This window comes from Micromonospora yasonensis, from assembly GCF_026013475.1.
Lineage (GTDB): Bacteria > Actinomycetota > Actinomycetes > Mycobacteriales > Micromonosporaceae > Micromonospora > Micromonospora yasonensis.
The window spans coordinates 1-12,053 of the sequence record NZ_JAPDPH010000214.1; the positions used below are offsets into that span (position 1 = coordinate 1).

Sequence of the window (12,053 nt, forward strand, 5' to 3'; positions counted from 1 at the left end):
GCCGCGGCTGAACCGGCGTTCCAGGAAGTACTGGCCGATGCTGGCGACGGTGGTCAGGACCAGGTACCAGATGGACGCGACGATCAGCAGGGCGATCACCTCGAAGTTGGTCAGGTAGAGCCGCTGGGCGACGGTGAGCAGGTCGGCGCCGGCGATGACGGAGACGAGCGAGGTGGTCTTGAGCATGGAGATGAACTGGTTGCCGGTCGGCGGGACGATGATCCGCATCGCCTGGGGCAGCACCACCCTCCTCATGATCTTCATGCGGGACATGCCCAACGACGCGGCGGCCTCCTGCTGGCCGGGGTCGACCGCGCGCAGGCCGGCCCGGACGATCTCGCTCATGTAGGCGCCCTCGTTGATGCTGAGTCCGAGCAGCGCCGCGACGAAGCCGGTGACCAGCGTGTTCGTCTCCCAGCTGACCAGCTTCGGGCCGCCGAACGGCACGCCCAGCCCGATCTCGGGGAAGATCAGCGCGATGTTGAACCAGAAGATCAGCTGCACCAGCAGCGGCGTGCCGCGGAAGAACCAGACGTAGGCCATGGCGCCGGCGCGCAGGATACGGCTGTCGGACACCTGCATCAGCGCCACGACGACGCCGAGCACCACGCCGATCGCCATGGACGCGACGGTGAGCTGGATGGTGACCCAGAGCCCGTCCAGGATGACCCGGTCGAGCTGGTACTTGACGACGATGTCCCAGTGCAGGTTCGGGTTGACCGCGATGGTCCAGGCCAGCCAGGCCAGGATCAGGGCGATCCCCCCGGCGGCCAGCCAGCGCCCCGGGCGCAGCGGGTGGCTGATCCGGTTCACCTCGGGGGTCTCCGGGCCGGCGGGCCCGGCCGAGGCCGGGCCCTTGACGGTCGCATCCACCGGTCTGCTCATTTCTGGTCGTTGACCGTCGCGGTCTGCACACCGCTGCCCTGCACGCCCCACTTCTCGAGGAGCTTGGCGTAGTCGCCCGAGTCGATCAGTTCCTGGAGCGCCTTGCGCACGGCGTCACGCAGCTGGCTGTCCTTCTTGTCGATCGCGATGCCCCACGGGCCGGCCTCGTACTGGGCCTCCAGGACGTCGTACTTGCCGCTCTGCTGGGCCAGCATCTTGGCCACCGGGTAGTCGACGATGGTGGCCACCGCGCGTCCGGCGTCGATCTGCAGCAGGCCGGTCGGGGCGTCCTCGCTCTGCGAGATGGTCATCTTCTTGGCGCACGAGGCGTTCTGCTTCTCGCCGATGGCGAGGTTGGAGCTGCCCTTGGCGAGCACCACGGCGCGGCCGCACAGATCCGCCAGGTCCTTCACGCCGGCGGGGTTGCCCTTGGCCACCATGATCGAGCCGCCGGCCTGGAAGTAGTCGACGAAGTCGACGGCCTTGCGGCGCTCCTCGGTGTCGCTCATCGAGGACATCGCCAGGTCCCAACGGTCGGCCTGCAGGCCTGGGATCAGGCCGGGGAAGCTCGCGTTGGTCATCTCCAGCTTCAGGCCGAGCCGCCCGGCGATCGCCGCGGCCAGGTCCGGGTCGACGCCGGTGAGGTCCTGGGTCCCGTCCTTGTACATCTCCATCGGCGGGTAGCCCTCCGCGGTGGCGACCCGGAGGACCCCCTTGGCCTTGACGGCGGCCGGCACCAGGTCGGCGGCCTTGGCGTCGGCGGCGACCGAGGCGCCACCAGACCCCTGCGGGGTCTGACCGCTGGTCGAGCGTCCGCAGCCGGTGACGGCGAGCGAGAGTGTGGCGAGACCGACGACGATGCGAAGCGCACGCTTGCTGACCACCGGAAACCTCCTGGCTGAGACGATGGCGGGCACCATATCCGGGATCAGCCAGCATGAACAGCCCGAATGCTTTGCAGGCTTAGCATCGAATTCTTCGATGCTGGGCACCCCGACGGTCTCCTCGTCCGCGCCCGCTCGGCGCCGATCATTGCCGAAGCGCTCCGGTGTGTGCTTCGATCCTGGGCCAACGCGCCGGAGGCGGACGAAGGCCGCGGTGCGGTGCAGCCGGAAGGGGTGCGACGTTGACCGAGTACGCCGACCTGGTCATCACCGGCGCCGACGTCTACACCGTCGACGCCGCCCGCAGCTGGTCCGACGCCGTCGCGGTACGCGGTGACCGGATCATCGCGGTCGGCTCCGGGCCCGCGTCCGAGCTCATCGGTCCGCGGACCAGGGTGATCGAGGCCCCCGGCGGCATGGTGCTGCCGGGCTTCCAGGACGCCCACATCCACGCGCCCTTCGCCGGGCGCGACCGGCTCCGGGTCTGGCTCAACGACCTCACCGGCCGGCACGCGTACCTGGACCGCATCGTGCGGTACGCGACCGAGAATCCCGACCAGCCCTGGATCATCGGTGGCGGCTGGGCGATGGAGTACTTCCCGGGCGGCACGCCACGCAAGGAAGACCTCGACGCGATCGCGCCCGACCGCCCGGTCTTCCTGTTCAACCGGGACGTGCACGGCGCCTGGGTCAACTCCAGGGCCCTCGAGATCGCGGGCATCACCAGGGACACCCCCGACCCCGCCGACGGGCGGATCGAACGCGACCCGGACACCGGTGAACCGACCGGCACGCTGCACGAGGGCGCGGCGTACAGCTTCAACGACCGGCACGTGCCGCTGCCCGGGCGCACCGAGTGGGAGGAAGCCATCCTCAACGCCCAGGAGCACCTGCACTCGCTCGGCATCACCGGCTGGCAGGACGCCTGGGTGACGCCGGAAACCCTGGCGGCGTACCGGTCGCTCGCCGCGTCCGGACGGCTCACGGCCCGGGTCGTCGGCGCCCTGTGGTGGGACCGGCACCGCGGCCTGGACCAGATCCCCGAGTTCCTCACCCAGCGGGAGTCCGCGACAGGTGGCATCTTCCACCCGACCACCGTCAAGATCATGACCGACGGGGTGCTGGAGAACTACACCGGCGCGCTGCTCGAGCCGTACTGCGACGGCTGCGGCGGCCACACCGACAACCGGGGCCTGACGTACGTCGACACCGAGCTGCTCGCCGCCGCGGTGACCGAGCTGGACCGGCTCGACTTCCAGGTGCACCTGCACGCGATCGGCGACCGCGCCGTACGCAACGCCCTCGACGCGGTCGGGGCCGCCCGTGCCGCCAACGGGCGCACCGACAACCGGCACCACATCGCCCATCTGCAGCTCGTCCACCCGCAGGACGTGCCACGCTTCCGGCAACTCGGGGTGACCGCGAACTGCCAGGCCTACTGGGCGCAGATGGAACCGCAGATGGAGGAGCTGACGGTGCCGTTCCTCGGCCGGGAGCGGGCACAGTTGCAGTACCCCTTCGGTGATCTGCTGCGCTCCGGCGCCACCCTGGCCATGGGCAGCGACTGGTCGGTGACGACGGCGAACCCGCTCGAGGAGATCGAGGTCGCCGTCACCCGGACCGACCCGGAGCACCGCGACAACGCGCCGTTCCTCCCGGAGCAGGCGCTGCCGCTGTCGGTCGCCCTCGCCGCGTTCACCGCCGGCTCGGCGTACGTCAACCACGACGCCGACGGCGGCACGATCGAGGTGGGCAGTCGCGCGGACCTGGCCGTGCTCGACCGCAACCTGTTCACCGCCGGCGCCGGACTACCGGCCGACGCGCGCGTCACCCACACCATCGCCGGCGGCGCCGTCGTCCATGAAGCCGGTCGTTGATCTCCGCGCTCGGAGCAGGTGGCCGGCCGTGAGCACGGCATCGAGTTGGTGGGCTTCGTCGTGCTGTAGGAAAAAGATGGGCGGATCTCCACCGTCTGGAGGAAAACTTCGTTTTTATTGAGAAAGTCGCATCTTTTCATTGCATCACCCCGGCTGCCACGCCAAGATCGCGAAAAGGCAGAGGTGGTCCGCTCCCCCGAGCGTCACCGGCGCTCACGCGCGCCTCGCTCGGTGGGTGGATCCACGAAAGGAGTGCGTGTGCAGGTAAACAAGATGTCGACGATCCTCCGATCCCGAGGCGCGCTGGCCGCCGCCGTGACGGCCGCGCTGGCCGGTTCGATCCTCACCGCCCCGCCCGTCTCCGCTGCCGCTCCGGAGGGACCGGGGCAGGGCAGCTGCAAGATCGCCGATGACCCGTCCTGGTCCGGCTGGAGCAACCATCAGCAGGTGGGCGAGCAGCTGACGCAGCTCGAGCGCACCAGCGGCGGCCGGGTGAAGGTCGAGGTCGCCGGGCGCACCCAGCAGGGCCGGGAGCTGTGGGCGGCCCGGGTGGGCACGGGCGACAAGGTGCTGCTGGTCACCAGCGCGATCCACGGCAACGAGCGGACCGGCACGGAGGCGCTGCTGGCGATCCTCAAGCGGCTGGGCGGCAGCGGTGACGCGCAGACCCGGAAGATCCTCAGCGAGATCACCTTCGTCGCGATGCCCATGGTCAACCCGGACGGCGGCGAGCTCAACCGGCGGATGAACGTGCGGTCCTGGGACGAGACGGTGGCCGAGTTCCCGCAACTGGCCGGGGCGCCGCGCGCCTGGTACCACCGGCTCAGCGGAGACGGCATCGACCTGCCCGGCTACGACCTCAACCGGGACTTCAACCCCGACCTCAACTACGTGCCGCGCGCCGCCGACCTGCCGGGCCGCGACACCGACGCCGGGTTCTTCCTCTCCCCCGAGTCGCGCGCCATCCGCGACGTCTACGTCGGACTGCGGGCGGAGAAGGGCGCGGTCGACGCGTACGTCGACCTGCACCACATGGGACCGTGCGACCGGCTCACCGGCGGCGAGCAGGACGGCAACCTCATCTCCGTCTCGCTCGACTACCCGCCGCTCGGGGTGCAGGACGGCGCCAAGTACAAGGCGGCGTGGCCGGCGCTCGACCAGGACAAGTCACGCCGCTACGCCCTCACTGTCGCCAACGGAATGAAGGCGCAGTACGGCAGCCAGTCCAAGCTCGCGGCCGTGGGCCGGTACTTCCACCCGGACGCGCGGGAGTACGCGGGTCAGGGTCGCTCGGCGTTCGCCCTCAACGGCACCGGCACGGTGCTGTTCGAGGTCCGCGGTCAGCAGGACGACCTGGGCCAGAAGCAGCACGGCATGCTCGTGAAGAGCGTGCAGACCGGGGTGGAGTCGCTGCTCGGTGGCCTGGCTGACGGCACCGTCGACCAGGTCGACGGTGACCACTTCTTCGACCTGCCCGACTACGGCTGGGACACCACGAACGACTGACGACCGGCAGCAGCCGCGGGAGCAATGATGTTCCCGCGGCTGCACCGGCCCTAGTTGCTGCCGTCGTCGTGCGGGACGGTGACGGTGACCGTGCAGCCGGCCGGTCGTCCGATCTCGTCGTGGCCGGCGTAGGTCAGGTGGTAGACGCGGTCGCCGTCGTTGCCGGCCCGTTCGGCCCGAAGCTGGCCGCCGGTGTCGGGGGTGCCGGTGGCGAAGCCACTGATGTCCGCGGCGTCACCGCCGGTCACGCCGGTCAGGGTGAACGCGTTCGGGCCGAGCACACCGTCGGGCAGGTCCACGGTGACGTCGACGTCGACCAGTTCGTGGTTCGGCGGCCACAGGACCGGACGGTCCACCGCGCAGTCCAGCTGCCGTACCGGCAAGGGCTCCGCCAGGGTGGCGGTGGCGTGTCCGATGGTCGCGGTGAGCCGGCCGCCGGCCTCGTAGTACATGTGCGCGGTACGCCCGTCGAAGTAGAACGTCGGCGCGGCCGATCGGCCGAGGTCGGGCGCGCCGGACATCGAGTCGTGCACGACGCCGAGGTGGATCTCCTGGTCGAAGTCCTCCCCGACGTCGACGGCGTGCATGTTGCCGTCGGTGGCGTGGTAGATCACCAGGTTGTGATCGTTCCAGCGGAGGAAGAACGGCCCCGAGGCGTTCGGGCCTTCGCTGCCCTGCGGGGTCACGATCGGTTCGGGTTGCATGGCCCAGGTCCGCGCGTCGTTGGAGACGGCCCAGCGGATCCGGCGGGCCACCGGCCCGGTCGGTCCGGGCAGCACGGAGTTCGGATTGTCCATGAAGAGCATGAGGTAGCGGGTGCCCAGGCGGGGCACGGACTGCTCGAACACGCGGGCGTAGGAGGTCTCGCCGCCGGTCGTCTCGTTGCGGCTGACCGCGGTCCCGCCGTAGCTGAAGTGGATGCCGTCGTCGGAGGTCGCGTACCGGGTGATCGAGTTCTCGCCGTGGAAGTAGAGGAACAGCTTGCGCTCGCCCTCGATCCACACGGCGTGCGGTGAGGAGACGTGGCTGACCGTGGCGTAGTGCGGCAGCCAGGTGTTGCTGATGAGCGGGTTGGCGGCGTATTCGGTCCACGGGCCGTCGAGCGAGTCGGAGTAGGCGAGGGCGATCCCGCCGGGGCGCTCGTGCGGCGCGTAGTACAGGTAGTAGGTGCCGAGCGGGTTGGCGAAGTAGTCGGCGGCCCGGATGACGCTCGGGAAGATGAACTCGTTCGTCGGGTTGTAGGCGAGGGCGCTCTTGTCGAACGCGGTGCCCACGTAGGTGAAGTGGGGGAAGTCGAGGCCGGAATCGGCGGCGGCCGGCCCGGCGCCGGCCATGGCGACGACGAGCAGGCCGGCGCTGGCGGTCGCCATGACCGCGCGTCGCGATGAGGGGGCGGGTGGTCTCGTCATGCGTCTTCCTGTTCTGTCGTTGGGATCGGACGCCGGGCCGGCCTCGGCCGGATGGTGCCGAGGGACGGGCGATAACTCTCCGTAGGGGCGCAGGGGTCATCGACCGGCGGATGTCATCTCGGGCCGGCGGGCTAATACGTATTAGCATCGACGTTTCTCGAATGTTGCGCGCTCGACGCGGTTCCTGTCAAGAGGGCACCCCGGCCTGCGGGCGTCACCCCAGCTCGCTGGCCTGCCCAGACCCCGCCGGGTCGGGAAGCCCCCAACTAATGCGCATTACTCCAGGCAGTTCACCCGCTCGAAATCTTCGTCACCCTCTTGACACAGAGTCGGTCCACCCGCCAGGCTCCTTCCCAACCCCGAGCGCTAATACGCATTAGCTGCACCGGAAGGACCTCTCGTGGCCGCTCCCCCCAGACGCGTCACCCAACGTGACATCGCACGGCTGGCCGGTGTCAGTCAGGCGACGGTGTCGCTGGTGCTCAACAACCGGACCGACGCCGAGGTCCGCATCGCCCCGGAGACCCGGGACCGCGTGTTGCGGGTCATCGCCGAGACCGGATACGCCGCCGACCCCGTGGCCCGCCGCCTCGCCTCGCGGTTCAACCGGATCATCGGCGTCTTCACGTACGAACCCGCCTTCCCCAGCGGCAGCCGGGACTTCTTCCACCCGTTCCTGCTCGGGATCGAGGAGTACGCCGAGCGGGTCGGCTGCGATCTGCTGCTGTTCACCAGCGCACCGGTGGTGGACGGCCGGCGCCGCGTCTTCCACCAGGACAACCGGCTGCGCCTGGCCGACGGGTGCATCCTGCTCGGACGCGAGATCGACGGCGCGGAGCTGCACCGGCTCAACCGCGACGGATATCCGTACGTCGCCGTCGGACGCCGCGACGACGCCGGTGGGCCGGTGCCCTACGTCGGCGCCGACTACGCCACGGCGGTGGCCCGGCTCGTCGAGCTGGCGCTGCGGCGCGGTCACCGGCGCCTGACGTACGTGGGCATGGGCATGACCGCGGAGTCTTCAGAGGACCGGCGCCGAGGCTTCTTCGCCGCCGCGATGATCGCCGAGAGCGCCCGCCAGGGGTCCGCGACCGCCGGGGAGGCCGACACGTGCCTCGACCACCTGCTGACCGACGGGGCCACCGTGGCCTTCGTGGAGGACTTCGCCACGGCGGTGGCGCTGGAGTCGGCCGCCCGCCGACGTGGGCTGGCCGTGCCCGGCGACCTGTCGATCGTGACCCTCGGCGACCCGACGTCCCCCGTTCCCACCGACATCGCGTTCACCGGGTTCCGCATCCCTCGCGAGGAGATGGGCCGGCAGTCCGTCGAGGTGTTGACCGGCGTCATCGACGGCAGCGCAGCCGGCCTCCAGCAGCGACTTCTTCCCTGCGAACTCGTCGAGGGCGACACCCTCGGCACCCCTGATCCGGCGGTCGACCGACGCTGAGCGGTCGGCCGCGCAACTGGAAGGAAGCAAGTGGTACTTATGCGTGCGGACGTCCTCGTCGTCGGGGGCGGACTGGGCGGGGTCGCCGCGGCGCTCGCCGCGGCCCGGGCCGGCCGGTCCGTCATTCTGACCGAGGAGTTCGACTGGCTCGGCGGGCAGCTCACCAGCCAGGCCGTCCCGCCGGACGAGCACTCCTGGATCGAGCAGTTCGGCGCCACCGCCAGCTACCGGGCCCTGCGCAACGGCATCCGCGACTACTACCGCCGCCACTACCCGCTGACCGACCGATCCCGGGCCTGGACCGACCTCAACCCCGGGGCCGGCTGGGTGAGCCGGCTCTGCCACGAGCCCCGGGTGGCCGTCGCCGTGATCGAGGAGATGCTCGCGCCGTACCGGGGATCGGGGCGGCTGAGGGTGCTGCAGCCGTATCGGCCGGTGGCCGCGACGACCGACGGGGACCGGGTCACCGGCGTCACGCTCGCCCACCGGGACCGGGACGACCGGATCGACGTGACGGCGCCGTACGTCCTGGACGCCACCGAGACCGGTGAGCTGCTACCGCTGACCGGCACCGAGTACGTCACCGGGTTCGAGTCGCAGGCCGAGACCGGTGAGCCGAGCGCGCCGGCCGAGGCGCAGCCGATGAACATGCAGGCGGTGTCGGTGTGCTTCGCCATCGACCACGTCGACGGCGACCACACCATCGACCGTCCCGCCGGGTACGACTTCTGGCGCGACTACAAGCCCGACTTCTGGGGTGACCGGCTGCTGTCCTGGCGGTCGCCGCACCCGCGCACGCTGGAGATCGTCGAGCGCAGCTTCACCCCGAACCCGGACGACGACCCGTTGAGCGTCAACGCCGATCAGCGCGTCAACCCCGGTGACGGCAACCTGTGGACGTTCCGGCGGATCGCCGCCCGGCGCAACTTCACCGACGGGACATACGGCAGCGACATCACGCTGGTCAACTGGCCGATGATCGACTACTTCGAGGGCCCGGTCATCGACGTGCCGAACGCGTCGTGGCACCTGACCAAGGCCCGCGAGCTGTCGTACTCGGTGCTGTACTGGCTGCAGACGGAGGCGCCCCGGCCCGACGGCGGCACCGGCTTCCCCGGCCTGCGGCTGCGCGGCGACGTGACCGGCAGCCGGGACGGCCTGGCGCAGGCGCCCTACATCCGGGAGTCGCGCCGCGTCCGCGCCGAGTACACGGTGGTGGAGCAGGACCTCTCCCTCGCGGTGCGGGGCGAGCACGGCGCGGTGCGCTACCCCGACGCGGTCGGCGTGGGGATGTACCGCATCGACCTGCATCCGTCCACCGGTGGCGACAACTACATCGACGTCGGCTCCTGCCCGTTCGAGATTCCGCTCGGCGCGCTGATCCCGCAGCGGATGGAGAACCTGCTGCCGGCCGGCAAGAACATCGGCACCACGCACATCACCAACGGCAGCTACCGGCTGCACCCGGTCGAGTGGAACGTCGGCGAGGTCGCCGGTCTGCTCGCCGACTTCTGTCTGACGCGGGGCGAGTCCCCGCGTGCGGTCCGCGGCACCCCCCGCCTGCTGGCCGAATTCACCGACCGCGTCTCGGCCAGCGGCGTGGAACGCCACTGGCCGCAGATCGCCGGCTACTGAACACCCCCGGTGAGGAGAAGATAGTGAAACCACGAAAGGGTCTGGCTGTTGTCGCCGCGGCACTGGCCGGCGTCCTCGCCCTGTCCGCCTGTGGCGGCGGCGAGGCGAAGGACAAGGGTCCGGCCAGTCTGCGGATGACCGTCTGGTCGGCCAACGAGGCACACCTGAAGCTGTTCAACGAGATCGCCGACGAGTACCGCAAGAGCCACCCGGACGTCGCCGAGATCAAGTTCGATCCGCTGCCGTTCGAGAACTACACGACCACCCTGACCACCCAGATCGCCGGCGGGAACGCGCCCGACCTCGCCTGGGTCTTCGAGAACTCCGCCCCCGACTTCGTCGCCTCGGGTGCCCTGCTGCCGCTCGACGACACGCTCAAGAAGGCCGAGGGCTACCAGTACGAGGACATCTCCCCCGCCACCGTCAAGCTCTGGCAGAACGACGGCAAGCTGTACGGATACCCGTTCTCCACCTCGCCGTTCGGGGTCTTCGTCAACACCGACATGGTGAAGAAGGCCGGGCAGAAGACCCCAGCGGAGCTGATCGCGGCCGGGCAGTGGACCTGGGACAACGCCCTCGCCGTCGCCGGGGCGACGGCGGCGAAGTCCGGCAAGGCCGGCCTGGTCATCCGGGACTTCGACTACAAGGGCTGGGACAACCTGTCCACCTTCTGGACCGGCTGGGGCGCCCAGGCGTGGAGCGAGGACGGCAAGACCTGCGGCTTCAACAGCCCGGAGATGGTCGACGCGATGACCACCCTGCACAAGGCCACCTTCGTCTCGAAGGCGCTGCCCGGCCCGGGCACGACCGCCGACTTCTTCGCCGGTGACGCCGCCATGACCGTCACCCAGATCTCCCGCGCCTCGCTGCTGAAGGACGACGGTTTCGCCTGGGACCTGGTTCCCCTGCCGGCCGGCCCGAAGGGACCGTACGCGGTGGTGGGCCAGGCCGGCATCGTGGTGATGAAGAAGAGCCCGCACGCCCAGCAGGCGGCCGACTTCCTGGCCTTCCTCACCAACCCCACCAACTCGGCGAAGCTCGCCCAGTTCTTCCCGCCGCCGCGGCAGTCGCAGCTGACCGCCGAGACCCTGGCGAAGACGAACCCGAAGCTCAAGCCGGAGCAGTTGCAGAAGGTCGTCATCGACGGCATCACCAACGGCGTGGTCAAGCCCAGCCACGCCGGGCAGGCCGAGCTGAGCCAGCAGGTCCGCGCCGGCCTGGACCCGCTGTGGCAGCCGAACGCGGACGTCAAGGCCGTACTCGACGGCGTCTGCGCCAAGATCCAGCCACTGCTGGCGAAGTAAGGCCAACGATCATGACCCAGACGGACACCAGGGTGGGCCCGGCCGCTGCCGGGCCCGCCCCGGGCCCGGCCCGGCCGTTCTGGACCAGCCGCCGCCGGGACCAGCTCACCGGTTACCTCTTCATCGCCCCGCAACTGCTCGGCAGCGCCGTCTTCGTGATCCTGCCGCTGGTCCTCGTGGTCTGGTACAGCCTGCACGAGTGGAACGTGCTCGCCGGGACGTTCGACTTCGTCGGCACCGACAACTACGCGGCCCTCGCCGACGATCCCAACCTCGGCGCGGTGCTGCGCGCCACCGGGCTGTTCTCCGTCGGTCTGGTGGTGCTCAACCTCGGCCTGGCGTTGCTGCTGGCCGTCCTGCTCAACCAGAGGCTGCGGGGCACGATCCTGTTCCGCACCCTGTTCTTCTCCCCCGTGGTGGTCTCCCTGGTGGCCTGGACCATCGTCTGGGGCTTCCTGCTGCAGGACAACGGCGGAATCAACGGCCTGCTCGACACGATCGGCGTGGACGGGCCGAACTGGCTGCGCGGCGAGGGCACCGCGATGCTGTCGGTCATCGTCGTGCAGGTGTTCAAGAACGTCGGCCTGAACATGGTGCTGTTCCTCGCCGCCCTGCAGGGCGTGCCGGCAGACCTGTACGAGGCCGCAGAGGTGGACGGGGCGAGCCGGATGCGCCAGTTCTGGCGGATCACCGTACCGCTGATCAGCCCGACGATCCTGCTCACCTCGATCATCACGGTGGTCGGGTCGCTGCAGGTCTTCGCGCAGATCGCGGTGCTCACCCAGGGCGGGCCGGGCACGTCGACCACGGTGCTCGTCTACTACCTCTACCAGCAGGCGTTCCAGTTCCACCACTTCGGCTACGGCGCGACGCTGTCGATCCTGCTGTTCGTCATCGTGCTCGCGCTCACCGTGCTGCAGTGGCAGATGCGCAAGAGGTGGGTCTTCCATGAGTCGTGACCTGTCGCGGCGGACCAAGCTGGTGCTCTACGGGGTGCTGCTGGTCCTGGCGATCCCGTTCGTGTTCCCGACCTGGTGGATGGTCACCTCGTCGCTGAAGCCGGTGGCGGACATCTTCTCCTTCCCGCCGCAGCTGCTGCCGACCAT

Annotated in this window: 9 protein-coding genes; 6 read left to right on the forward strand and 3 right to left on the reverse strand. The window is 69.9% G+C overall.

Annotated elements, in window-relative coordinates; all coding sequences use genetic code 11:
• Both ONA70_RS29440 and ONA70_RS29445 read right to left on the reverse strand, forming a co-directional pair.
• Positions 1-885, reverse strand: an 885-nt coding sequence (locus ONA70_RS29440; RefSeq protein WP_265009753.1) for an amino acid ABC transporter permease, incomplete at its 3' end; no start/stop codon positions are given.
• Positions 882-1,769, reverse strand: coding sequence for an ABC transporter substrate-binding protein (locus ONA70_RS29445; RefSeq protein WP_265009754.1), 888 nt, complete (start codon positions 1,767-1,769; stop codon positions 882-884). The genes ONA70_RS29445 and ONA70_RS29440, both read right to left, overlap by 4 nt.
• Before the next feature lie 242 nt (positions 1,770-2,011).
• On the opposite strand from ONA70_RS29445, the gene ONA70_RS29450 reads away from it, so the two are divergent.
• Positions 2,012-3,646, forward strand: coding sequence for an amidohydrolase (locus ONA70_RS29450; protein WP_265009755.1), 1,635 nt, complete (start codon positions 2,012-2,014; stop codon positions 3,644-3,646).
• A gap of 258 nt (positions 3,647-3,904) precedes the next feature.
• Positions 3,905-5,152, forward strand: coding sequence for a M14 family zinc carboxypeptidase (locus ONA70_RS29455; RefSeq protein WP_265009756.1), 1,248 nt, complete (start codon positions 3,905-3,907; stop codon positions 5,150-5,152).
• A gap of 50 nt (positions 5,153-5,202) precedes the next feature.
• Here ONA70_RS29455 and ONA70_RS29460 read toward each other — a convergent pair whose 3' ends face one another.
• Entirely contained in the window at positions 5,203-6,561 is a 1,359-nt protein-coding gene (locus ONA70_RS29460; protein ID WP_265009757.1) for a glycoside hydrolase family protein, read from the reverse strand.
• 400 nt (positions 6,562-6,961) lie between these two features.
• Between ONA70_RS29460 and ONA70_RS29465 the strand changes: the two genes are divergently transcribed.
• Genes ONA70_RS29465 through ONA70_RS29480 form a run of 4 tightly spaced genes read left to right on the forward strand, consistent with a single transcriptional unit; the run spans position 6,962 to position 11,906 of the window.
• Complete coding sequence (locus tag ONA70_RS29465) at positions 6,962-8,008, forward strand: LacI family DNA-binding transcriptional regulator (protein ID WP_265009758.1); 1,047 nt, start codon at positions 6,962-6,964, stop codon at positions 8,006-8,008.
• Between the two features lie 39 nt (positions 8,009-8,047).
• Entirely contained in the window at positions 8,048-9,643 is a 1,596-nt protein-coding gene (locus ONA70_RS29470) for an FAD-dependent oxidoreductase (protein WP_265009759.1), read from the forward strand.
• Positions 9,644-9,666: 23 nt separating this feature from the next.
• Positions 9,667-10,947: an ABC transporter substrate-binding protein gene (locus ONA70_RS29475; protein ID WP_265009760.1), complete on the forward strand. Its 1,281-nt coding sequence runs from the start codon at positions 9,667-9,669 to the stop codon at positions 10,945-10,947.
• An 11-nt stretch (positions 10,948-10,958) separates the two neighbouring features.
• Positions 10,959-11,906, forward strand: a complete 948-nt coding sequence (locus ONA70_RS29480) for a carbohydrate ABC transporter permease (RefSeq protein ID WP_265009761.1) — start codon at positions 10,959-10,961, stop codon at positions 11,904-11,906.
• Positions 11,907-12,053 lie beyond the last annotated feature (147 nt).